Annotated in this window: 20 protein-coding genes; 11 read left to right on the forward strand and 9 right to left on the reverse strand. The window is 58.6% G+C overall.

Annotation, left to right across the window (positions count from 1 at the left end; genetic code table 11):
- Positions 1-5 precede the first annotated feature (5 nt).
- Complete coding sequence (locus VJU77_09710) at positions 6-1,199, forward strand: PfkB family carbohydrate kinase (GenBank protein ID HKP03620.1); 1,194 nt, start codon at positions 6-8, stop codon at positions 1,197-1,199.
- A gap of 240 nt (positions 1,200-1,439) precedes the next feature.
- A complete protein-coding gene (locus VJU77_09715; GenBank protein HKP03621.1) occupies positions 1,440-2,198 on the forward strand; it encodes a hypothetical protein in 759 nt (252 codons plus the stop codon).
- A gap of 1,119 nt (positions 2,199-3,317) precedes the next feature.
- Here VJU77_09715 and VJU77_09720 read toward each other — a convergent pair.
- A complete protein-coding gene (locus VJU77_09720) occupies positions 3,318-3,545 on the reverse strand; it encodes a hypothetical protein (GenBank protein HKP03622.1) in 228 nt (75 codons plus the stop codon).
- A gap of 445 nt (positions 3,546-3,990) precedes the next feature.
- On the opposite strand from VJU77_09720, the gene VJU77_09725 reads away from it, so the two are divergent.
- Entirely contained in the window at positions 3,991-4,932 is a 942-nt protein-coding gene (locus VJU77_09725; protein ID HKP03623.1) for an aldo/keto reductase, read from the forward strand.
- Positions 4,933-5,255: 323 nt separating this feature from the next.
- Here VJU77_09725 and VJU77_09730 read toward each other — a convergent pair whose 3' ends face one another.
- Positions 5,256-5,651, reverse strand: a complete 396-nt coding sequence (locus VJU77_09730) for a response regulator (GenBank protein ID HKP03624.1) — start codon at positions 5,649-5,651, stop codon at positions 5,256-5,258.
- Positions 5,652-5,984: 333 nt separating this feature from the next.
- Here VJU77_09730 and VJU77_09735 point away from each other — a divergent pair, with 333 nt between their 5' ends.
- Positions 5,985-7,064, forward strand: a complete 1,080-nt coding sequence (locus VJU77_09735; GenBank protein ID HKP03625.1) for an alpha-hydroxy acid oxidase — start codon at positions 5,985-5,987, stop codon at positions 7,062-7,064.
- A 93-nt stretch (positions 7,065-7,157) separates the two neighbouring features.
- On the opposite strand, the gene metF is transcribed toward VJU77_09735, so the two are convergent.
- Positions 7,158-8,084: a methylenetetrahydrofolate reductase [NAD(P)H] gene (metF, locus tag VJU77_09740; GenBank protein HKP03626.1), complete on the reverse strand. Its 927-nt coding sequence runs from the start codon at positions 8,082-8,084 to the stop codon at positions 7,158-7,160.
- A 124-nt stretch (positions 8,085-8,208) separates the two neighbouring features.
- Positions 8,209-8,898 (reverse strand): 5'/3'-nucleotidase SurE, encoded by a 690-nt coding sequence (gene surE / locus VJU77_09745; protein HKP03627.1) that lies wholly within the window; start codon positions 8,896-8,898, stop codon positions 8,209-8,211.
- Positions 8,899-9,128: 230 nt separating this feature from the next.
- On the opposite strand from surE, the gene VJU77_09750 reads away from it, so the two are divergent.
- Entirely contained in the window at positions 9,129-9,578 is a 450-nt protein-coding gene (locus VJU77_09750) for a hypothetical protein (protein HKP03628.1), read from the forward strand.
- A 119-nt stretch (positions 9,579-9,697) separates the two neighbouring features.
- Here VJU77_09750 and VJU77_09755 read toward each other — a convergent pair whose 3' ends face one another.
- The gene (locus VJU77_09755; protein ID HKP03629.1) at positions 9,698-10,057 is read right to left on the reverse strand and encodes a response regulator transcription factor; all 360 of its coding nucleotides are present in this window, start codon (positions 10,055-10,057) and stop codon (positions 9,698-9,700) included.
- Positions 10,058-10,184: 127 nt separating this feature from the next.
- On the opposite strand from VJU77_09755, the gene VJU77_09760 reads away from it, so the two are divergent.
- The 5 genes from VJU77_09760 to VJU77_09780 all read left to right on the forward strand — a co-directional run bounded on the left by VJU77_09760 (position 10,185) and on the right by VJU77_09780 (position 19,999).
- The gene (locus VJU77_09760) at positions 10,185-11,801 is read left to right on the forward strand and encodes an NAD(P)/FAD-dependent oxidoreductase (GenBank protein ID HKP03630.1); all 1,617 of its coding nucleotides are present in this window, start codon (positions 10,185-10,187) and stop codon (positions 11,799-11,801) included.
- Positions 11,802-11,954: 153 nt separating this feature from the next.
- Entirely contained in the window at positions 11,955-15,383 is a 3,429-nt protein-coding gene (locus VJU77_09765; protein HKP03631.1) for a hypothetical protein, read from the forward strand.
- A 63-nt stretch (positions 15,384-15,446) separates the two neighbouring features.
- A complete protein-coding gene (locus VJU77_09770; GenBank protein ID HKP03632.1) occupies positions 15,447-17,312 on the forward strand; it encodes a pentapeptide repeat-containing protein in 1,866 nt (621 codons plus the stop codon).
- A 183-nt stretch (positions 17,313-17,495) separates the two neighbouring features.
- Entirely contained in the window at positions 17,496-19,532 is a 2,037-nt protein-coding gene (locus VJU77_09775; GenBank protein HKP03633.1) for a S9 family peptidase, read from the forward strand.
- Positions 19,533-19,546: 14 nt separating this feature from the next.
- A complete protein-coding gene (locus VJU77_09780) occupies positions 19,547-19,999 on the forward strand; it encodes a pyrimidine dimer DNA glycosylase/endonuclease V (protein HKP03634.1) in 453 nt (150 codons plus the stop codon).
- A 254-nt stretch (positions 20,000-20,253) separates the two neighbouring features.
- On the opposite strand, the gene VJU77_09785 is transcribed toward VJU77_09780, so the two are convergent.
- Positions 20,254-21,309: a sulfite oxidase gene (locus tag VJU77_09785; protein HKP03635.1), complete on the reverse strand. Its 1,056-nt coding sequence runs from the start codon at positions 21,307-21,309 to the stop codon at positions 20,254-20,256.
- A 50-nt stretch (positions 21,310-21,359) separates the two neighbouring features.
- On the opposite strand from VJU77_09785, the gene VJU77_09790 reads away from it, so the two are divergent.
- Positions 21,360-21,569 carry a type II toxin-antitoxin system HicB family antitoxin gene (locus VJU77_09790; protein ID HKP03636.1) on the forward strand — a complete coding sequence of 70 codons (210 nt, stop codon included), beginning with the start codon at positions 21,360-21,362 and terminating at the stop codon, positions 21,567-21,569.
- 30 nt (positions 21,570-21,599) lie between these two features.
- Here VJU77_09790 and VJU77_09795 read toward each other — a convergent pair whose 3' ends face one another.
- From VJU77_09795 to VJU77_09805, 3 genes are all read right to left on the reverse strand, one after another.
- Positions 21,600-22,988 carry an MBL fold metallo-hydrolase gene (locus tag VJU77_09795; GenBank protein ID HKP03637.1) on the reverse strand — a complete coding sequence of 463 codons (1,389 nt, stop codon included), beginning with the start codon at positions 22,986-22,988 and terminating at the stop codon, positions 21,600-21,602.
- An 85-nt stretch (positions 22,989-23,073) separates the two neighbouring features.
- Positions 23,074-23,304, reverse strand: coding sequence for a hypothetical protein (locus VJU77_09800; protein ID HKP03638.1), 231 nt, complete (start codon positions 23,302-23,304; stop codon positions 23,074-23,076).
- Positions 23,301-23,573 (reverse strand): KTSC domain-containing protein, encoded by a 273-nt coding sequence (locus VJU77_09805; GenBank protein ID HKP03639.1) that lies wholly within the window; start codon positions 23,571-23,573, stop codon positions 23,301-23,303. The genes VJU77_09800 and VJU77_09805 overlap by 4 nt, the downstream gene beginning before the upstream one ends.
- Positions 23,574-23,761 lie beyond the last annotated feature (188 nt).

The raw sequence follows: 23,761 nt of genomic DNA on the forward strand, positions 1-23,761 counted from the left end.
CGTATTTGAACGTCTCAAAGGTTGACAAGATGCAGCAGGACGGTCCTCCGAACATGCATCAGGCGTTTTGGGGAAGGCTGCAACAGTTTGCCAGCAAGTTGCGTTTGGAGTCGGTGTCCATCGGTTCCAAAGGAATAACTTTTTCTGGCGCCGGAGCACTGACACCATCCTTTGATCAGATTAGAGAGAGGATTGAAAAGACTCGCGTGAGGCCGAGGGATGTTTTCGTAATTTCAGCGCACAATGTAGACGAGATCACGATTGTCGATAGAATCGAACCAGATCACGAATGCGAGGCGCTCCGTGGCCCTGTTCGTCGTACAGGTGGATCAGGTGCAAATACTGCTTACGCTCTCGCTCGACTAGGCGCTTCAGTCGGCGTTGCCGGCATTGTCGGAAGTGATCGTTACGGAACGATGTTACGAAAGGACCTTTGTGACGTCGGCGCCGACGCAGAGCTCGTGCTGATAGGCGTAAAGTTCCCGACGGGTCGAACTACGACGCTTGTGGACCGTGAGGGCAAGCGACTCATTGTTGTTCATCCGGGAATAAACGACAAATTCGGCAAAACTGCAGACCTTGCGACTCTTCGTAATGCCGCATTGGCGTCACGAGTTCTTCACCTCTCATCCTTTGTAGGCCGCGACGAATTATATCTTCAAGAGCGACTTGTTCAGGATGTCCGCTCGCAAACGTTGGTTTCTCTAACCCCTGGCGCATTATACGCACGTCGGGGTTTGGGGCGACTCGAGCAAATTCTACGATTCGTGGATATTATGTTTCTGTATCGGGAACAACTACGGCAATTAATTAACAGTTGTCGCGACGGTCCAGTTCCGAGGGAAGTGACGACCAATGAACTTTTGATTCGACTGTTTCAGTGGAGAAAACGACATCAGTTTGATTCACCGGTAATTATCGTTGTAAAAGATCCACTCGAAAGTTCATCTGGCGGGGTCGGAAGGGAATTCTTGACTGTCGGAGTGGGCCGTCAATCGTTGGAGGGAACCTTTAGTCCCCAACCACTTGCCGCAGACGCGCATTTTAAGGCAGTAGACCTAACTGGTGCTGGAGACGGTGCGGCGGCAGGTTTTCTTTATGGTGTACTGCAATCCGCGTCACTCGAATCCTGTGTCGACCTGAGTTTCTTGATAGCGAGCTTTGTCTCGACTCGTCTTGGCGCGCGCAAAGCCTTTTGATTCGATGTCGGTCGATCCACGCTACAGGTTGTATGCGCGCGATCTCGAGTTCTCAGCACTCGTTTAGCGGAGGAGGGAAAAAGCAGAATGATAAGGAGACCAACAACGCTTGTTTTGGGAGCCGGCGCGAGCGCCCCGTACGGCTTTCCGGTTGCGTCGGAATTAAAGGAGCGAATCTGTAGCGAATTTGTCAGAGATTCCGTCGCGACTCGTCTGCTCCACGAAGGCTCGGAAATCCCCATGAACGTTTTTCTCGAATTTCGAGACGCGTTTCACAAATCCGGTCAATCCTCTATCGACGCATTTCTTGAGCATCGACCGGAGTTTTTCGAGGTAGGAAAACTGGCAATTGCATACTGCTTAATACCCTATGAATCCGAGGAAGCGCTCTTTGGGATTACTGGAAACCGAGGGGGAGATTGGTATCAATACCTTTCCGAAAAACTCACTGCGTCTTTCGAAAAATTTGGGGAAAATCGACTTGCGGTGATTACGTTCAATTATGATCGATCATTAGAGCACTATCTATTCACGACTTTGCGCAACGCGCATGGCCGTAGCGATGAGGAGTGTGCTCAGATGCTGCGCCGGATCCCGATCCATCACGTCTACGGTCAGCTCAGCCGGCATCCATATCCGGATCAAGAAGCACGGCCATATACTCCGGATCGAAGTAAGTACAAGTACGTCGGGTATGCCGCGCGTGGTATCACGCTTCTGCATGATAAGGCCAAGCCCGAGCTTGACGCAGCGCGCGAGGTTCTCAAGAGGGCGGAGCGGATTTGCTTTTTGGGGTTCAGCTACCATCCCTTAAACTTGGAGCGGTTGAGGCTACAGGATTCTTCCGGTCGCGCTGTCTTTGGCACTGCCCGGAGATTGATAGGCGACGAACTAGGCTCCGTCGAGCAGGACCTTCATAGCCTCCTATTATGCGGAAACGTTACATTAACCGACGCCGACAATCTGGTGATCCTTCGGCAACATTTGATTCTCGGGTGAATAGTTTTGGCTAGAAGCGCAACGTGGCGTTTGTTGCGGATATCCTGCGGTTCGCACGATGGGCCTAGCCTAAAGGGTTGTCATTGACGCTCGCTCGCGGGTCACAGCTCATGCTGCTTGTTGCTGATGGGGGCCGCCGGCATAAACTGAGTCTCATGACACGACGGAAATTTCTTGGGACAACCTCAATTGGCGGAGCGGCGGTTTTGGCTGGCTTACGGGCCGGCGGGGAGCGACTCTCTCGCGTTATACGCGTAACCCGTTTGCACCATCCCTGTGTTCTAATTCTCATTTGCTGTCGGACTGATGCATCGTAAGCGGCTTACGGTGTACCGTTAGAGAGTGCCTTCGGATGACCCTCGAAATCCAGGAGATCGTCCCAATGTTCCAGGGCGAATTGGACGCCGACGCGGCTGATCCGTTTGGCCGAGGGCTTGTCCATCGAGCCTCTCGAAGCGAAACCGATGCTCCGATTCGTTGACTCTTCCGCACGCGGATATTGATGCATCATAAGCTGATTACGATGCAGTGCGATCACAACGCTGGCGCTTGGCCGCATGGTGACAAACAAGCAATCGCCCGATGGAGCGGCCGATCCACCCGGGAAAAGTTGGCCGGCAAACGGCGCTGCGCGCGGAGCAGAGAGCATTATTGCCCTCGACTCGTACCGTAGCGAGAACGGTTGGAGCTTTGTTGCCTGCCCAAGCGAACAATCGCCCGATGGAGCGGCCGATCCACCCGGGAAAAGTTGGCCGGCAAACGGCGCTGCGCGCGGAGCGGAGAGCATTATTGCCCTCACTCGCACCGTGGCGAGAACGGTTGGAGCTTGGTGGCCCGCTCAAGCAAACAATCGCCCGACGGAGTGGCCGGTCCACCGGGGAAAAGTTGGCCGACAAAAGGCCGCCGCGCGCGGAGCGGAGAGCACTATCTCCCTTCGAAGTTGAGCGGGAAAACGGGCGTTGCGCGGAGCGGAGGATTTTCGCCCTTCAAAACTTGAACTGAAAAACCGGCGCCGCGCAGGAGATGTGCGGAGCGGCGGGCATTGATGCATCGTAAGCCGCTTACGATTGTTCTCTGTGCGCGCTCTTCAGGAATTCGAGGGCCCGGATGCGGACGTATTTAAAGCGGCCTTGCTTCTGGCTTCCGGAGTAGCGCAAGCGTCTTTCGATGTGTCTTTGGAGGGGGCTTGCCTTCTTTCTTGGCGGCGCGTTTCGCTTCCCGGATTCCGACCATGATTTTCGCTTGCTGGCGCGTCAATTCACGCCGGCCGGCGTGCCCGCCGCGTTTGCCGATCTCAGCGAAATATTCGCGGACTTTGCGAGGCAGCGTGATTCGTTCGGGAGGCATTGGATTAACGTAGCCTCCTTCGCAACATTTGCTACGGCGCGCCAGGACCGGCTTACGATCGACATCCAAGCGCGGATTCTGGGACGTGCGCTACTTATCCTACAGCGCGATCTCTTTAGTTTTTGTCCGCCAATTGGATTGACTCTTTCGCGGCTGGTTCTGATTTCGAATGTCGCGGTAGATCGGACAGTCGCCGCAACTCTGCTGGCTCGATGGCGGTTGTGAGCGACGAGAGACATTCAGACATCGCCCAACAATGGGTTGAGGGCTTGGGAAGGAGGCGTAATCTGCGTGTCATGACGCGACGGGAATTTGCTGGCATCACGGTGGCTGGCGGAGCCGCGGTTTTGGCTGGAGGAGTTCAGGAAGGCAGAAGGAAGAATTAGGATCCGCCTTTGCCGGGACAGGAGTTGCTGGTTCGGGAGACGGCCTTAATCTTCGTGTTATGACCAGGCGAACATTTATCCAAGGAGCTGTTGCGAGCGGCAGTTTTGTTGCGGCGGGAGGATTACCAAGGCTGGTGTCGGCGGAGCCGACGAAGGCGCCGTTTCGGTTTGGGGGGGATCTGGCGGTGAATCGGATGGGGTTTGGGGCGATGAGGCTCACGGGCGACGGGATCTGGGGGTGGCCGCCGGATCGGGAGAACGCGAAGAAGGTTTTGCGACGCGTGATCGAGCTCGGAGTCAATTTTATCGATACGGCGGACGCTTACGGGCCCGAAGTGAGCGAGCTGCTCATCGCGGAGGCGCTGCACCCGTATCCGAACGGACTCGTCATCGCGACGAAGGGCGGGCATACCCGGCCCGGGCCGAACCAGTGGGTGCCAAATGGCCGGCCGGAATATCTCACCCAGTGCGTGGAGAAAAGCCTGAAGCGATTGAAGCTGGAGCGGATCGATCTTTACCAGTTGCATCGGATCGATCCCAAGGTGCCGGTCGAGGATTCGGTCGGCGCGCTCAAGAAGATGCAGGAGGCCGGGAAAATCCGGCACGTCGGATTGTCGGAAGTTTCCGTGAAAGAGATCGAGCAGGCGAAAAAGGTGCTGCCGATCGTGAGCGTGCAGAACCAGTACAACATCGAGAACCGGAAATCGGAGGATGTGCTGGCTTATTGCGAAAGGGAGAAGATGGGATTCATCCCGTGGGCGCCGATCGGCGGCAGCCGGGCCTCGGTGGCCAAGACGGGCAATCCGCTGGAACCGGAAGCGAAACGGTACGGGGTGAGCACGGTGCAGATGGCGTTGGCCTGGCTGCTGTGGCATTCGCCGGTGATGGTGCCGATCCCCGGGATGTCGTCGGTGGCGCATCTGGAGGAGAATGTGGCTGCGACGAAGATCCAGCTCACGCCGGAGGAGTGGGGGACGATCGAGGCGAAGGTGGGAAAGTAAGAAGGAAGAAGGAAGAATTAAGAAGGGAAAACCGCGGATTTCGCGGATGGCACGGATGATGGGGCGCCAGACTTTAGCGCCAAAGGCGCGGTGTCATTTTAGCCTGGGGCAACGCCCTAGGATGATCGATTTAATCACGGACGCGCTGAAAGCGCGATTCCTCCAGGTGGCGATGAATTTCGGTTGAGTCGCGCTTTCAGCGCTCCGGGCCGATCCACAATTTTTACCCTGGGGCGTTGCCCCAGGCTCGATTTGAGTTTGCGCCCTTGGCGCGGAGGGGACGCTTCGCGTAGCGAAGCGGCTACAGGGCGCAGGCGGTTGCGTCAGGCTGCTGCCGGTCGCGAAACCGGGGGACTCGGTTGAGACGCCAGCATCTGCGCGGCGTCGTCGAGGACTTTCTCGAGGAGGGCGACATCGACGGGTTTGGGCAGGATGGCGATGGCGCCGGAATCTTCGGGGTGTTCCGTTGGCGACCAGCCGGAGACCAGGATGACGCGGGCGGCCGGATCTCGCGAAACGATGTGGCGGCAGGCGGTGGCACCGTTGAGTTTTGCCATCCAATAGTCCATCAGGACGACGTCCGGCTTGTGTCGGTCGTAGGCCTGGATCGCTTCCAGACCGGAGCCAACCACTTCGACGACTTCATGTTGGCAATGCGAGACCAGCGCCGCCAACGTTGTTCCCACATTTCTTTGGTCGTCGGCGATGAGTATGCGCATGCTGAATTTGCAGAACTTTTCATGCCAAGAGCGGAGGGTGATTTCGGGTGAGGGGAGGACCGCGGATTACGCGGATTTCACGGATGATAGGAGGCGCTTCGCTCCGGGCTTCGCCAGGCTTCGGCGTGGCAACCAGAGAAGCCGCTACAGAAGAGATGAAGCGTATGTAGCCACGGCGCTCTGTCGCCGTGTTCGAGCGGATAAAGACGCCTCGACAGAGCGAGGCGGCTACACGGCGAAACGTTGTCGGTGTCGCGACTGAAGAGGCAGAGGATGTCCCGATAATAGCCCAGCGTTGAAACGCTGGGCTCTTGTCAGCAGAATTGGAAAAAGATGAATGATGAATTGCTGAGCGTCGCTGATTATGGGAAGGCTGCGCACGAGAAGCTCCGGGCCGACGTTCGGGACTATTTCGAAGGCGGGGCGCTGGATGAGATCACGCTGCGCGAAAACAGGGCGGGATGGGAGCGGCTGAAGCTGTATTATCGCGTTCTCGCCGGGGTCGGAGAGCGCAACCTACAAACGACAGTTCTCGGGCAAGCGATATCGATGCCGATTTGCGTGGCGCCGACGGCGTTTCACAGGCTGGCCTGCGACGAAGGCGAGATCGCCACAGCGCGGGCGGCGAAGGGAGCGGGGACGTTGTTTATTCTCAGTTCGCTCTCGAACACCCCGATGGAGAAGGTATTTGCCGAAGCTGGTTCGCCGAAATGGTTCCAGCTCTACGTTTACATAGATCGGGGCGTTACGCAGGCGCTGGTGCAGCGCGCGGAGGCGGCCGGAGCGGAAGCGATTGTGCTGACGGTGGATGCGCCGGGGCTCGGGACGCGGGAGCGGGATATGCGGAATCGGTTCACGTTGCCTGAGGAGTTGGCGGTGGCGAACCTCGCGCCGCTAGGGAAGGGCGAGATGCCGACGGTCGAAGGCTCGGGGTTGGCGGCCTACGTCCGGAACAATTTCAAATCGGACCTGGGGTACGATGATCTGGATTGGTTGTGCGGCTGCACGCGGTTGCCGGTCGTTGTGAAAGGCGTCTGCCGCGGCGACGACGCGCGGCGGTCGGTGGAGCACGGGGCGAAAGCGGTGGTGGTGTCGAATCATGGAGGGCGTCAGCTCGATACAGCGCCGGCGACGTGCGAAGTGTTGCCGAACGTCGTCGAAGCGGTGGACGATGGTTGCGAGGTTTATGTCGATGGCGGGATCCGGCGCGGGAGCGAAGTGCTGAAAGCGATCGCGTTGGGAGCGCGGGCGGTGCTGGTGGGCCGGCCTATTCTCTGGGGATTGTGCATCGATGGCGAGCAGGGAGCGACGCGGGTGCAGGAAATTCTGCGAAGGGAACTCGACGAAGCCATGCTGCTTTGCGGATGCACGCGGCTCAAGGACATCGGGAGATGGATCCTTGAGCCGAAGTAAGAAGTAAGAATTAAGAAGCATCGCCCGACGGAGCGGCCGATCCACCTTTGCCGAAACGAAACATCGCCCGACGGAGCCGCCGCTCCACCTCTACTACACGCTAGGAATCTGTTCGGTGGGTTGGCGACGCGGAATGCCAAGGCTGTCGAAGATCGTCCGGGTCGCGTCGGATTTGTTGAGGGTGTAGAAATGGATTCCGGCCACGTGGTTGTCGAGGAGATCGTGGCACTGTTCGAGGGCGAAGTGAACGCCGACCCGGCTTACCATTTCCGGTTCCGTTTCGCACCGTTGCAGGGCACGCAAAAGTTTGGCGGGAAAACGAGCGCCGCCGGCAAGCTCGGCGATGCGCTTGCAACCGCTCATGGAAGTGATCGGCATGATGCCGGCGATGATCGGGATGCGGATCCCGGCCAGCTCGCAGCGTTCGCGGAAATCGTAGAAATCGCGGTTATCAAAAAAGAGCTGCGTCACCATGTAGTCCGCGCCGGCATCGACCTTGGCTTTCAGGTGATCCATTTCGACCAGCCGGTTCGGGGTCGCAGGATGGCCTTCCGGAAAACCCGCCACGCCGATACCGAATCCGCGCTGATCGGGATGATCGCCAACTTCATTATAGCGCTTGATGAACTTCACCAGGTCGATGGCATGCTGAAATACATCCGCCGATTTGTCATAGACGCAGCCGCGAGGCGGATCGCCGCCCAGCGCGAGAATGTTGCCTATGCAATTCTTCGCGTACCGAGCCAGGATCGCTTCGATCTCGGCATGTTTGTGGCAGACGCAGGTGAGGTGAGGGATCGGATCGAGCTTGGTGGTGTTCTTGATCCGGTCCACGAGGTCGTGGGTCAGGTCGCGAGTAGAGCCGCCGGCGCCGTAAGTGACGCTGACGAAATGCGGCATGTAGGCTTCCAGGTCGCGGATCGTCTGGTAAAGGCTCTCGGCCGCTTCGGGAGTCTTGGGCGGAAAGAACTCGAACGAAAACGTGGGCGAACCCTGTCGGATGACGTCTTTGATGTGCATGGTCAGGACGTGGGCGGTTCGTTTCGCTTTGGGTAGACTGGCTGTTCGCAGGTCACGGTTGTGAGCACGTTGCGCGATTGTGAGAGGGCTTTCAACCCCGGGCGCGCATTCGATTGCGATTCCGTTAGAGCAGCCGCACCGCGGTCACGGCGATCCGGCCGCCGAAGCAGATGTCGACGTCGGCCCCGGACGCGCGCGGCCGCAATTGATAATCGCCCGCGTAGTATAGCCCGCTTTCTTCTTCGTGCCGGTAATTGAGCGGGAGCGGATTGGGGTCGAGCGGACACCAGACGACTTCCGGTTTCTCAACGCTAGCCGGCAGGTTCGGCAGGTTCACGTTGTAAAAAAGACCGGGCTCGATCGGTCTGGCCAGGAGATCGGCGAGAATAGGCGTGGCCCATTCCGCGGCCCGGGCCCAATCGTAGGCCACGCCGGATTTGCGATAGTGCGAAACGGCGATACCGGGCCAGCCGTGCAACACCGCTTCGCGCACCGCCGCGACGGTCCCGGAATAGTGGACATCGGCGCCGAGGTTTGCGCCGTGATTGATCCCGCTCAGAATCCAGTTCGCGTCGGGAAGCACTTTGAGCAAACCGAGGCGGACGCAATCAGCGGGGGTGCCGTGGATGGCGAAGCGCCGGTCGCCGCGCGGCTCGATCCGGACGCCGTCGTGCCAGGTGACGCGGTGGCTCACGCCCGATTGCGGGTCGGCGGGCGCGACCACGACGGATTCGCCCAGGGACCGCGCTGCGTTGACGAGCGCCTCGAGCCCGGCGGCGTCAATACCGTCGTCGTTCGTAATCAGAAACTTCATCCGAGTTAACTGGTAGCGTCGAAACTCGAATTTCGAAGCACGAAATCCGAAACAAATTCAAATGTCGAAGAAGCAAATCCAAAACAGGGATCGTTTTGCGTGGGTCGATTGGACAATTTGATATTCGGTCCTTGTTTCGAGTTTCGGACTTCGAATTTTGAAGTTTGCGTACGATTGACGAATGACGAAACCTGCGACGTCGACACGCGTGCTACGTTGAGCTTATGCACATGGACGACCTTTCTTCGATCGACGCGATCATTAGCGCCTCTTATGAGGTGATCTCGGGCCCGGCAGGCCAGAAACGAGATTGGGACCGGGAACGGGCGTTATTTATTCCGGGAGCGCGATTGATTCCGACGGCGACTGTCCCCGGGCGAAATGATGTGGATCTTGCGCCGGTCATTCTCGATGTCGAAGGTTACATCGAACGGGTTGAGCCAATCTTCGCGAAGGCCGGTTTTTACGAAACGGAAGTCGCGCGCCGGACGGAAGAGTTCGGACGGATCGCGCAGGTCTGGAGCACCTATGAATCGCGCTATTCGCCGGGCGATCCGGAGCCGTTCATGCGGGGGATCAACAGTTTTCAGTTATTCAACGATGGGACGCGCTGGTGGATCGTCACGATTTACTGGCAGCACGAAGGCGCGAAAAATCCGATCCCGGAAAAGTATCTCTAGGTGGATCGGGCGTTATTGGACGGTCGCTCGAATCGCGCGGCGGAGCCCTTCGACTTGCCCAGGGCCTTGAGCTTGTCGAAACGGCGCACGATCCACCAGCTTGCATCATCTCACGCCGGCTACGGGTTCGACGTGCGCGGCTGGCCTGCCTGGTAAAGAACCTCGTAGAGCTGGTCCAAACGGATCGGCTTGATCAGGATGGCGAGCGCGCCGGAATCCGCGATTTCCTTCGGAGAACCGGAGACGAGAATGACGCGCGCGTTCGGATATTTCGCCACGATGTTCCGGCAGGCGGTGGCTCCGTTGAGCTTCGGCATTTGGTAATCCATCAGGACCACGTCGGGCAGGTGGCGGGCGTAGGCCTGGATCGCTTCCAACCCGGAGCCGACGACTTCCACGACCTCGTGGTGACAGTGGCGAACCAGCTCGGCCAGCGACGTGCCTACGCTTTTCTGGTCGTCCGCGATCAAAACGCGCATGGGCGGAAGATGGCAGAGATTCGCGTGTCAGCCGAGCCAATTTCGCGGCGCTTGCTGAGCCCACCTTTTGTGTTCATCGTCGCGGGATGAAGGGGCGCCGGGCGGTGAATCGAGCAAGAGCAAGAGTATGAGCAACAGTATGAGTGGAGGGCGTTATGATGTGGTGATTCTTGGGGCGGGTCACAATGGAATGGTGGCGGCGGCCTATCTGGGCCGGGCGGGGCTGAGCGTGTTGCTGCTCGAAAAAAACGATTACATCGGCGGAGCAACGACGTCGCAAAAGGTGTTTCCTGATTATGACGCCCGGTTGTCGCGCTACTCGTATCTGGTCAGTTTGTTTCCGGAGAAGATTATTCGCGATCTGGGGTTGAACCTGGAATTGCGGCGGCGCACCACGGGCTCCTACACCCCGTACGTGAAGGAAGGCCGGCACGACGGCCTGCTTTTGAGCAACGTCTCGGAAGAAGCGAGCGCGCAGTCGATGTTCGAGCTGACCGGAAACCGGAGCGAGCACGACGGGATGAAACGGTTTTATGGGCTCGCGCGGAATTTCGCGGAACATTCCTGGGATTCAATGCTCGAACCGCTCGTGGCGAGGGACGAATTCAAGCGGCGATTCGACAACGACGAAGTTTCCCGGGAAGCGTGGCGCAGTCTGGCGGAAGAGCCGCTAGGGCGGGCGATTGAGCGGTATTTGCAGAATGATCTGGTTCGCGGCCTCGTATTCACCGACGCGAAGATCGGCGTTTTCACTCATCCGGATGACGAAACGCTCTTGCAAAATCGCTGTTTCCTCTACCACCTGATCGGGAATAAGACCGGCGAGTGGAAGGTGCCGGTGGGGGGAATGGGAGCCGTCGCCTTGAAGCTGGAAGATGCGGCACGCAAAGGCGGCGCGGAATTTCTGGCGAACGTGGATCTTCGCGCCCTGAACGTAAACGGCGGGCGCAGTGGCGTTGACTTCGAGGTCGAGGGAAAACGGCGGACGGTGGACGCGCGCTTTCTGCTCGTCAATTTCGGCCGCAACGTCCTGGCGCGGTATCTCGGCGGGCCGTATCAGCCGGACGCGACGGATGAAGGTTCGGTCTTCAAGATCAACATGTTGCTCCGCCGGCTTCCAAAGCTGAAGGCGGGGCGTTACTCCTCCGCCGAAGCATTTTGCGGAACGTTCCACAGCTCCGAAGGCTACGGCGAGATGAAGGCGAGCTACGAGCAGGCGTCGCGGGGAGAGTTGCCGGACAGGCTGCCGTGCGAAGTCTATTGTCACACCCTGACGGACGACAGCATTCTCGCGCCAGAATTGCGGCAGCAGGGATTCCAGACCATGACGCTGTTCGGAATCGACACGCCCTATTCGCTCTTCGCGAAGGGCAACGCCGAAATGCGCGGCCGAGCTGAAAAGAAGTTCCTCGAAAGCATGAACCAATGGCTCGAAGAGCCGCTGGAGGATTGCCTGGCGGTGGCGCGCGACGGCAGTCTCTGCATCGAGAGCAAGAGCCCGGTCGATATCGAGGAGGCGTTAGGCATGTTCCAGGGCAACATCTTCCACGACGCGCCGACGTTTCCGTTCGCCGAAACCAAGGAGCAGGCCGGGACCTGGGGCGTGGAGACGGAATTCGAGAACGTCTTTCTCTGCGGTTCCAGCGCGCACCGCGGCGGCGCCGTCAGCGGAATTCCGGGACACAACGCTGCGCGCGCCGTGCTAGGATCGCGGATGGGCGGGAAACGCACCGAAGGTACTTGATCGTCGCTGGAGAAACGGTCAATCTCGCCAACCAATTCCTCAAACCCCCATGTCAAAATCAGAATCGGAAGGCGTGTCCGGGCGCCATCAACAGACGCCCCAAGGGAGATGGAGACGGCAGCGGCTCAACTCACCTGATTGGAAATTAGAACGATGACGGAAACCGAAATCCGAACCCTGCATTTCGATCTCGCCCACCTTCCGAGCGAGACCAAGCTTTGGCTTTCCGCCGGAGGAAATGACTATCCGCTTGTCGCGCACACTGAGGCGACATTGCGCGAAGCTCAGGCGACAAATCAGGCGCTGCGCCTGATTCCCGCCAGCAACGTCACCCATTACGTCAAGGACGTTGCCTTACCCGCCAGGTCGCCTCAATTGTTGATGGTTCACAGCCCAAGCCGCGTCGAGGGCAGCCTGCTTCCCACCCTCGAGATGACCCATATCCACCTGCCCACGGCGGCGCGGCAGCGCGCGGTCGAACTGAGGCATCGTCATCGGGAGCACCCCTCGCATCAGCGTCCCTTGGCGAAACTGGGCGACCACGGCGTGGACTCTCAGGACCTTTCGGACCCCGTCATCATCCATGTCCACGACTGGGTGACGGCAATGGATGCGGCGGTGACGCTGGTTTTTTTCCACCAGGAGATGATGAGCCTGGACGCGGAGGCGGCGGCCATTGTGCACCTCCAGATTGAGTATTCAAACGGTATAAGCGATTTGGCCGCCAGCATCCTCCAGCAGGCGCGGGCGCACGCGCGCGATCCGAAGGTCCAGAATTACGTTTACGAGGGCAGCTATCTGGATCCTACGACGATGCAGCCCAACGGCGAGCCGTGCTACCTGTGGACGACCAAGACGGCAACCTGGGCTCAGGGACCGATGGTTTCAGCGCTGCGTGACACGAAGAACGATCCGTTTCTGGAATCGACCGAAGAGCGTCCCGGCGTCTGGAGCGTGGAACCGGGAACAACCTGGGGAGGCCTGGTGGGTACGCAGAAAGGCTTCGCGGAGACGGAGAACGCAGCGCAAGCGTCGTCCACGGGCTGGACCTTGGTCAACCTTACCGCAGGGCATGGGCTCGAAGTCGGTGATCTTTCCTTCGACTTGGGGTCGCTCACCCTACCCCTGAAGAATAACTGGTTGCGCTGGCTTTCGGTTTACGCGCAGTTCCTCGACGCGGACGGAAAACCCTACAATCCACCAGACTGGAAGCCCATTCCTCCGGGAGAGAATTATCCGACCAAGAAATACATCGGATTGTTAGCGTCCGCTGCGACAATTCTGGCCATTCCGCTGCCGTCGAGTTTTGAGAACCTGGTGTTTCCAATGCCGAGCGGCGCCAGCAAGGTAAATTATTTCGCCGGTGGACTCGGCCGCGTGAACGGGATCGACGGGGTGGGGCAATGGGATCGGGAGGTGTGCGCCATGGGGACAGCGATGACCTCCATCTTTAACCTGGGCATGCCGACTATCGGTATCGTGGCGGGTTTTTCCATTTCACTGTCGAGTCTGAACGAGGTCGCAAAACTGGCCCTCGACGAGATCAGCATTTTTCTCTCGTTCTATTTCCAGACGAAAGCGTCGGAGCAGCTAGGGAAGGGTGGCTCCGGGACCTGGCTGGCTTTGGCCGATTCTCTGGTGAGAGCGACAATTGCCGCTTCCCCGGCCCTTTCGGCCTGGATCATCGCCAAGTTTTCGGAAGCAGCGGCGAAAAAGGCGGCGCCGATTATCGGTTGGATCGCCACGGCGGTATCGACGGCGGCTGATGCCGCCCTGCTTATTCAAACGTCCGTAGAAGTGGCGCAGTCTCCGGCCACCTTCACGCTCACGGCCGAGCGCAAAATGGATGTCGACGTGACGATGTTGCCGGACGTCAACCATCAAAACCAGTGGCCGGCCACGGCGACGCACTACCGCGTTTCGGCCCAGTACAGTCCGGCGGACTTGAAGAACGGCTCGAGCGGCTTCGTCTTCAACGCCATGTATGACGATAACGGCACCAAGACGGTAGATTTTCCAATGACCGTGATGGAAGGCCCGATCAAATTGTTAATGAAAGGAGCCCCGGCCGGAGGAACTCTGACGCTAATTGTCTCCTTCTACTCGAACACAAACTGGCTGTGCGGACACTATAAAAGCAACCCGACGCCGGCCATGCCGGGGCCGAACAATACACTGGTCATCCCCCAGTTCAATATCACGGAGGAGTTAGTGCCCCTTAACCCGGACACCTATTATGCCCCGAAGCTCGAGCTCATTTATAAGAATGGCGTTCACCAGTGGGCCCAGGGCCGTTTTGACATTCGAACTGATGTCACCCTCCTGACCGTCGACTTGGACGCGAATGCCGTCACTCCGGCGTTGAAGAAAGCATTTCTCGACGCGGGTCACGTAACGCTCTCTTTATCCGATAGCGTGATTACCACACGGCGCAGCACTTCAGGCAAAGGCGATCAATGGCTGATTACCAGCTCTGCGGCCTGCTATCATGTAAACCTTATTCGACCGGCCGGAGCAGCATCCTTTCTCGAAGTAACTACCGGCAATACTGCTACCATAAAGAACCTCAGCGGCAGTAACATTGGCCACAACCTGGCCACTCTCGTCAAAGTGACGTTCAGCCAGAGTGCCCAGCGACTCGGTTATACCTGGCAGGCCTCCGGTCAGGAGATTCCGTTGGTTACCGGGGGCGGGGTTTATTCGGGGCAGATGTTTACCTTCCAGGGTATCAACGCCGGTAGTCAGCCGGAGACGGGGTTGAAATTTGTGCCGGCTGGATTCCCGACCAGGCCAGTTCTTATTTACGACCTCTATGGTCCGGCGGGAGACCAGGCCTTCACCTATTACATCGATCCTCGTGACGAACTCTACCATGTTCGAAGGGTGAATCTCAGCAAGGCCGGTCCTTTCGATTTGGCCACGGGCTCGAGTTATGGCCGGTTTAACCAGCAAATCGATGGAGCTGCCGTGCATCCGAATGGTTACGTGGTCGGCTTCAATCTTCGAAATTGCAAGATAGAGGCCCTCCCGTTGTTAAAAGCGGCGCGGCCGGACGCGGAGGCACCGCTGGCGAACCTCTATTCCGGAAACGGCAGCCGCCCAGGATTGATTCATAATCCGGCGGCAGTGACAGTGACACCGAATGGCACCGTTCTTGTCCTGGAGAATCCAACGGAAACTTCCGAAGGCCGGGTCCAGGCCTTAGACTACCTGGCCGACCCAGTGAACGCGTTCGAAGGAGGGACAAGTCCTTACCTGAGGCTCAAGATCGAACAAGAGAAAGTCACCTACCTTGATATTGCCAGTGAGGTAGGAGGTTACATCTATGTGCTGAAGTATTTAGGCGAAGGCAATCGCGTGCAGGACTATCGCCTCGATATCTATGCTCCGAACGGCTTGTTCGTTTCCCAATCTACTGCGGTCAACGCGGGGAAAATGTGCGTCAGCCTCTGGCGGGAGCTTTTCACGTTCAACTTTAACATCGTCGCGGGGCCAGGAGGCCGAACGGAACCTTCGGTGAGCGAATGGATTCCTTCGACTCCACAAGGCTCGGCGGCCACCGGACAGGCAACCCGATCCTAAATCAGAACCACCGTTCATAAAGACTATGGCTCAAAAGCAACTGACGCGTTCCGGAGGCGGGCGATGATATTTCTCGGCAAGATTTATGTGCAATCAGGAGGAAAGCGCATGGGCGTCAAGGCCGATGGCAAGCTGGCCATGCTCAGCTTATCACCGGACGACCCCGCCGGCATGTTCCTGGCCTACGACTTCGGCGGGGGCTGGTTCGGTTTGCAAGCACACACCGCCCAGTGGGTGAATCTCATCGCGTCGCAATCCCCAAACGCATGGTACCCTGTGCTCTACGGCGCGTATTTGAGCGGTCTCTCCGATTTCGCCAAGTTCGACCTGCGCTATTTCGACAAGGCGAAGAGCCAGGTCAAATTCGTGTTCCGCCGCGAGGACAACGGAGAGCTCGTCCCTCTGCTCCTCAAGGGTGGAATCAATCCCTATTGCCAGTGCGAGTTCGATGTCGCGACCACGACTACCTTGGGCACTTTTTTTGGAATGGGAATCGTGACCCCCGGCTTGCCGGAACTCCAGCAGACAAAGAACGGAGCCGGCGTCAGTTTTGGCTGCCTGGGCAAGGCGTGCATCGATTTTTCCAGCGTTACTTTCTCCAAAATCAATTTCCCGGACGCCGATTTCGCGGGAGTGAATCTCCGCTCGGCGGTATTCGATGGATGCATCCTCACCCGCACGAAGTTTCGAGGAGCGAACCTGACCGCAACGGATTTCCGTCCTTCTTCCATCGCCGGGGCAGACTTTTCCGATTCGGACCTGACGAACGGGACGCTTTTGCCGGCGCCGCCATTCTCGAACGATGCCACGAAGCGCACGATTCTTCGCAATGCCAAGGTGTCCGCGAGCGCGCTGCAGAATAACTGGTCGTATTTGGATTTGACGGGGGCACAGATTACGGGCCTAAAGACGGACCTTACCGGCCTCATAGCGCGCTACACCCTCGCTTCGGGACTGACGCTGGAGGGCTTCACGCTGACTAATGCAGATTTCAGTAATTCCGACCTGAGCCGGACGAACTTCCAACGTGCGCAGCTGGAGTCGGCCAAGTTCCAGTCAGCCATCCTGATTGATTGCATATTTTCGAGGTGCAGACTCGAAGGAGCCAGTTTTGCCCCAAATCCTTCCGATCCGAACAAGACCAGTAGTGACTTGAGTGGCGCGAGATTCAGCTCCGCGATTTTGTCGCGAGCCTCGATGCGACAGGCTCTGCTGCTAAGGACAGTCTTCACTTCCGCCACGATGGATGAGGTCGATCTCACCTCCGCTCAGCTGGGTGGCGTCGATCGCAGCGCCGCGGCCAGCTTGTCCTACGCCTACCTGGCGAATGCAAAACTGGACAAGGCCAATCTGTTCGGCGTGAACTTTAGCTACGTGACCTTGTTCGGGGCCAATACGTCGGTCGCGCAGACGGCCACCATGGAGCAGGCCAACTTTAGCAACGCCTACCTGGCCGGCATTGATCTCTCCGCGGCTAATTTGCGTGGCGCGAGCTTTGTCGGGGCTTGTCTGGTCAATGTCCGGCTGAACAATGCCGTTTTTCTTCCGACCGCTTCCGGCAGCGTCGTGGCATCATTGGCCGGCGCGACGCTGCAAGGCGTCGACTTTACCGGCGCACAGTTGAATCATGCGGATCTCTCAAATGCGGCCGTGGCGTTCGCCAACGGAGAAATACCAGTGCGTTACTGCGATGAATATGGGTACCCGTTCCCCGAGCCGCCTCAGTTCCTGCCGCTGCGATTTGGTCCTACGATAGCCCTCGACCTCCAGACCATGGGTCCCGAAACAAAGTGCCCGAACGGATTCACCGTCTTCGAAAACGAGCTGGATAAGAAAACGCTTCAGCAGATGCTGACTTCGAGCAATGCGCCGACGACATGGTATCCGACGAAATGTGGCCCGGCCCTGGGATCAATTGACGCCGCTTAACGGGCCTCTCGGCCATACGGCCATCAAATCGGCATCGCGGAAACCGGAAAAGGATTGTCGGCCATAGCGGCGGGAGAATGGCGGACTGGCCGGCACGCGACGGAGCTGGAGGTCCAGGCGGGGCCATGAAACTGTCGAAATCGTCTTTCGCCTGCTCGGAAATGCGGTAAGAGAACAAACATTATGCACCTGACCAACTTCTCTTTGTGCCGCCGGACCGGTAAACGTTCGCTCGCCGCGATCCTCTGTTTGGCCGCCGCGATGCCAGCGGCCATTGCGCAAAAACCTTCGACGGAGCAGAAACCTGATGTATCGGACAAGGCTTTGATCACAAAACAGACGCCCGCGCCGAAGCAGAGCTCATCACCACAGCCCTCGGCGGCCGCTTCGGTGAAGCAATACACGATTGAGCAGTTCATGACTACGACCCGGATCGGCGGCAGCGCGTTCTCCGCGGACGAGAAGTCGATTCTCTTTCACAGCAACAAGAGTGGGATCTTCAATGTTTACACGATGCCGGTTTCGGGCGGCGAACCGAAGCAGCTCACGAATTCGACCAAAGAGAGCACCTTCGCCGTTTCTTATTTCCCGGGCGATGCGCGGTTCCTCTATCGCTATGACAAAGGCGGGAACGAAAATGAGCACCTGTATCTGAGGGAGCTCGACGGGACCGAGCGCGACCTGACGCCGGGCGAAAAGACCAAGGCGCAGTTCGCCGGCTGGAGCCACGACCGGAAATCGTTCTTCTTCGGCACGAACGCGCGCGACCCGAAGTTCTTCGATATTTTTGAAATGACCGTCGCGGATCTGAAACCGACGCTGATTTACAAGGACGAGACCGGCTACGTCCTCGGCGATATCTCGAACGACAAGAAATTCCTCGCTTTCGGGAAGCCGGGGAATTCCACCGCGGACTCGGACGTCTATCTTTTCAATACCGCGACCAAGGAAATGAAGAACATCACCGCGCACACCGGCGACGTGGATAATGCTCCGGAGACGTTCGATCCTTCCTCGAAATTCCTCTATTACCTCTCGGACGAGGGAAGTGAATTCAAAGGAATCGTCCGCTACGACTTGGCGAGCGGCGAGAAAACTCCGATGGGGAAAGCGAACTGGGACATCGCGTTCATGGCGTTTTCGCGGACAGGCAAATATCGGGTCGTCGGCACGAACGAAGATGCGCGAACGAAGGTGACGGTTTACGAGGGTACGACGGACAAGGTAGTGCCGCTCCCGCCGCTTCCGGAAGGCGATATCAGCGGGGTCCGGTTCTCCGACAGCGAAACCAAGATGGCCTTCTATCACGACGGGGCTCGCTCACCCGCGAACCTTTACGTTTATGATTTCGGCACGAAGAAGCCACTCAAGTTAACGGAGAGCCTGAATCCGGAGATCAACGCGGCCGATCTCGTCGATTCGCGCGTGGTGCGCTACAAATCCTTCGACGGAACCGAGATTCCCGCAATTCTTTATCAACCGCACGGCGCCACGGCGCAGGCCAAGGCCCCGGCGATTGTGCGGGTGCACGGCGGGCCGGGCGGACAGGCGCGGATGCCGTACAGCGCGGGCGTTCAGTATCTCGTGAACCACGGCTACGTCGTGCTCGACGTGAACAACCGTGGATCGAGCGGCTACGGCAAGACGTTCTTCAAAGCCGACGATCGCAAACACGGGCGCGAACCGCTCTGGGATTGCGTCGAGGCGAAGAAGTATCTTCAGACGCTCGATTACGTCGACGGCAAGAAGATCGGCATCATGGGGGGCTCGTACGGCGGCTACATGGTGTTGGCGGCCCTGGCGTTCAAACCGGAAGAATTCAACGCGGGCGTCGATATCTTCGGCGTTTCGAACTGGGTCCGGACCTTGCAAAGCATCCCGCCGTATTGGGAGTCGGAAAGGAAATCGCTCTACGCGGAGATCGGCGATCCGAATACGCAGCTCGACATGCTGAAGGAGATTTCGCCGCTCTTTCATGCGGACAAGATCACGAAGCCGCTTCTCGTCTTGCAGGGCGCGAACGACCCGCGCGTGATCAAGCCGGAGTCGGATGAGATCGTGGACGCGATCAAGAAGAAGAACGGGGTGGTCGAATACGTGGTCTTCGATAACGAAGGCCATGGTTTCACGAAGAAGGCGAACGAGATTCGCGGTAATAAGGCGATCCTGGATTTTCTCGACAAGTATCTGAAGGGCGGCGCGGCGGCGGGCGCGAACTAGACGCCGTTCGAGCGATGCGGCTCTGGACGATTCATCCGCGCTATCTCGACGCGAAGGGACTGGTGGCGGCGTGGCGCGAGGGCCTGCTGGCGCAAAAAGTTTTGCAGGGCGAGACCCGGGGCTACACGCGCCATCCTCAGCTCATCCGGTTTCAGGCTCAGGCGCGCCCGGTTGAGGTGATCGCGGCCTACCTCCTTGTCTTGGAAAAGGAGGCCCGCCGGCGCGGTTACGTTTTCGATCTCAGCAAAATCTCAACGCCGCGCTTCGCTGGAAAACTTGTCGAGACCCGCGGCCAATTGCTTTTTGAATGGCGGCACTTGAAACGCAAGCTCCGCTCGCGGACGCCAGCAGTTTACCGGGAATGCCGGGGTCTTCTTTGCCCAGCGCCGCACCCACTTTTCCGAATCGTGAATGGTCCGTGTCGCGACTGGGAAAAAGGAGACCGGCCGCGAGCGCGTCGGGGATGATTGCGTGTGGGCTTTTTTCAGCGCCAACGGGCGCTGAGTCAACCTCAGCCTGGGGCAACGCCCCAGGTTACTTAAATCCAAAAAAAGCCGAGCGCTGAAAGCGCGATTCACACGGTGTTCATTGCTGCCAGAAAATGAACCGCGCTTTCAGCGCTGGAATTCTTTTTGTCGTTGGTATCCTGGGGCGTTGCCCCAGGCTCTAATTGCAGTCGCGCCTTCGGCGCTAAATCAGATTCCCGCCTGCAGGGCGACCGCTACTGAATTTCCACTTCGATCGGCAACAGGTGGTTAATCATGTAAGTGCCGCGGTCACCTCCGCGTTTGGGGGCCTGCACGTTGCCGCGCGAATCGGTAGCGCGAGCCATGATTGTCAGCCGCCCGGGCTCGGCCGGCGTTTTCCATTCGTATGCCCAAAGCCGCCAGGAACCTTGCACGGCGTCACCGAGCAGAGCCGCATCCGACCAGGTGGATCCGGAATCGAAGCTCAGCTCCACTTTTGTGACGTCGGCTTCTCCAGCCCAGGCCGCTCCGTGGACCCGGTAACTGGAATTGGCCGGCACGGTTTCGCCGGTCTCGGGTCGTGCAATCTCCGCTTTCACCAATTGTCCTGTGATGGGGATGAGCGACGGGAGCGCACCGCTTCGGTCCCAGAACGTGTAGTCGAGCGATTGGTAAAATCCGTAGAACGGCTTGTCTGTGACGATGATTCGACGCAGCCATTTCACGGAAGCCATCGCGTACCAACCGGGCACAATGGCTCGCAGCGGGAAACCGTGGCTCGGAGAAAGCGCCTCGCCGTTCATTTCGAAGGCGAGCAGAACATCGGCGCGCGCCTTTGCCAGCGGCAAACTGCGGCAGTAGGAGATTGTCCCGGCTGGGGTCGGCGTCTTGTCGACCACACCTTCGTCCGCGCCATCGAGAATCGCCTCAATCGCGCCCGCTTTCGGTTTCGCCCGATCCAGCAAGGCCGCCAGGGGAACGCCGGTCCAGGAAGCGTTCCCCACTGCGCCCAGGCCCCATTGCACGCCTTTGGCTTTCGGCTCGAGGTAAATCCGGTTGTTGCCGGCGCATTCGAGCGTCGCGGTAATCGTACGCGACTCCATTGCGCGCAGCTCTTCGTAATTGATTTCGAAAGGCGCTTCGACTTCGCCTTCGATTTTCAAGCGCCAGTCGTTCGCCGCGATCTCCGGGATCGGGAAATGGTTGCGGACGTAAAACAGTTCGTTAGGCGTGATGAATCCGTCCAGGCTCGAGAACGGCATCTCGAGGTTGAGTGGGTCCTGTTCACGAACAATCAGGTCTGCGCTCATGCTGGTTGTTGCGTTGACGTTAAGGCGCTCTGTCCGCACCTTAGTGTCCAGTGAGGCGCAAATTTCATGTAGCGTTGCTCGCCCACGAGGAGGGAGTATCGGTCAGTTGTCCGGAATTGCCCGGCTGCCATTCTCAAGGAGCGAATGTGGACGAAGCCTTGGAAAACATCCAAGGCGCGATCCGGGGCTACGTGGAGCTTTATGGTTGTCCTGACGCTCATTGCGAGATCCGCGAGATGGAAGTGATCACGGACAAGTAATGCCGAAGCTCCCCGCACCTTTTGTAACGCTCATTTTTCGACCGGCAGTTTCGCAGCTTTCCAGGCGTGGATGCTTCCGGGGAGGTTGCGGACGTCGGAGAAACCCTCCTTTTGCAAGAGGCTTCCGGCGAGGCTGGCGCGATAGCCGGTGGCGCAATAGAGGAGGACCGGGCGTTGCTTGTCGAGTTCGCCGAAGCGCTTCGACAATTGCGGAAGGAAAATGTGGGTCGCGCCCGGGATGCGGCCGTTTTTCCATTCAGCCGGCCCCCGCACATCGACGAGCTGAAGACCGTTTCGCGCGGCCTGCAATTCGTGGATGGTCATTTGCGCCATCTCGCGCAACGGATACCCGGCGTTCTGCCAGGCGCGCATCCCGCCGACGAGATACCCGGCGAACTTCGTGTAACCGGTGCGAACGAATAGCTGCGAGACCCTTTTCACATCGTCGTCGCTATCGAGCACGAGCAGGATCGGCTTTTCCGGATCGAGGAACCAACCGGCCCAGATCGAGAGAATGGGAGACGCGGCGATGTTCAACGCGCCGTCGATGTGCCCGCCGCCGAACGCCAGCATCGTCCGCGTATCGACGAGATGATATTTCTTCTCTTCGATCATCTTTTTGAACTGCGGCGGCGGCAGCGCCGGGATGCGGGGTAAACTGCCGAGCACTTCCGGCCCGGCGGCATTCACCTTCTTCATTCGCTTGTAGTAGGTCGGCTCCGGAGGTGGCGTCGCCAATGCGTAATCGACAAAGGCCTGGCGTTCGTTCCGCTGGTAATAGGGGTTGAAAAGCTTTTCGTAGCCGATCGTGCTGTCGAGGCGTTCGCCGATGTCGGCGCCGCAGGGCGAGCCGCTGCCGTGGGACGGATAAATGATCACGCCGTCGGGCAGCTTGGCGTAGAAACCCCAGAGCGTATCGTAGAGCTGCGACGCGAGCTTGTCAGCGTCCCGGCCGAGAAGATCGGGTCGGCCGGCGGAACTGACGAAGAGCGAATCGCCGCTGAAAACGCCCCATGGCGTGTCGGGGTGATCCTCCTCGGTCGCCACATAACTGACATGTTCCGGCGTGTGACCCGGCGTGTGCCGCGCCGTGAGAATGAGCGCGCCGAATTTGAACTGATCGCCATCCTTCACGGACTCGCGCTCGAAGCCGTATTCCGCCCCCGCTTCACTGCTCGCATAGACTTTTGCGGTGCCGGTACGGGCGGCAAGCTCGCGCGAACCGCTCACGAGATCGGCGTGGATATGGGTCTCGAAGACGTGGGTAATGGAGACGCCGGCCTTTCGCGCCAGCTCGAGGTAGATTTCGACGTCGGGCCGCGGATCGATGACCGCCGCCGTGGCTTCCTCGTCATCGCCGATTAAATACGAAACCGCGGCGATGCCGTCGGTGACAATGCGTTCGAAGATAAGTGACATATGCTTTGAGAGTTAATTGCTGCCGGCGCTCGCAAACGCCAGAGCTCCTTATAACGCCGAAACGGCCGGGTTGTCTTTCCGAAAATTACTTTGCGGTCTTTCGGCGCCTGGCTTCCGCTCGTTTTTTTTCCGGCAATTCCGCACGGTTGGCGACCTCGACGATCGCATTCTTTGCCGGGGGGACAGCCTGTTTCTGGCGGTAATATTTCGTACCGAGGCCCAGGACGAAAGCGGCGAGGACAAAGGTGAGGGTTCGCTTCTCTTCCGGCGTCAGGACGAAAATCTGGCGGCGGTTCTTTTTCGCAGGAGCTTTCACTCCGAACGCCGCCGGACATGGAGCGAGCGGTATTTGTGGCGGATGTTCTGGTCGTAAAAGCCCGTTTTTGAAGGCGCTTTCAGAAGAGCGTCGTAAACAACCGGGTCGACGCCCAAATAGCGGTAGATCGCGCCATTCCGAAATTCGATCTCAAGGGCGCGCAGCCGTTTGCTGTAACCGACCGTGGCCAGCACTGATGACTCGACCGGAGTTCGCTTGATCCGCGAGACGATTTGCGTCGCGGAGGGATCGGCGTGAGCCGTGAGCACGGCGAAAAGTAGAATCGCCAAGGCAATGGGGGGACACCGCCGCATGGAGCGTCCCTTGTAGCGCGCAGGCCCAATATTGGTCGAGAATTATTTCCTCCTCGTTCTCGTTCTCGCACTCGTCCTCGATCTTCGGGCATTCGCGATGCTGGGCTCTAGAATTGTAGGGCAACCGCTCCGGTTGCCGAACG

This window comes from Chthoniobacterales bacterium (assembly GCA_035274845.1).
GTDB lineage: Bacteria > Verrucomicrobiota > Verrucomicrobiia > Chthoniobacterales > UBA10450 > AV80.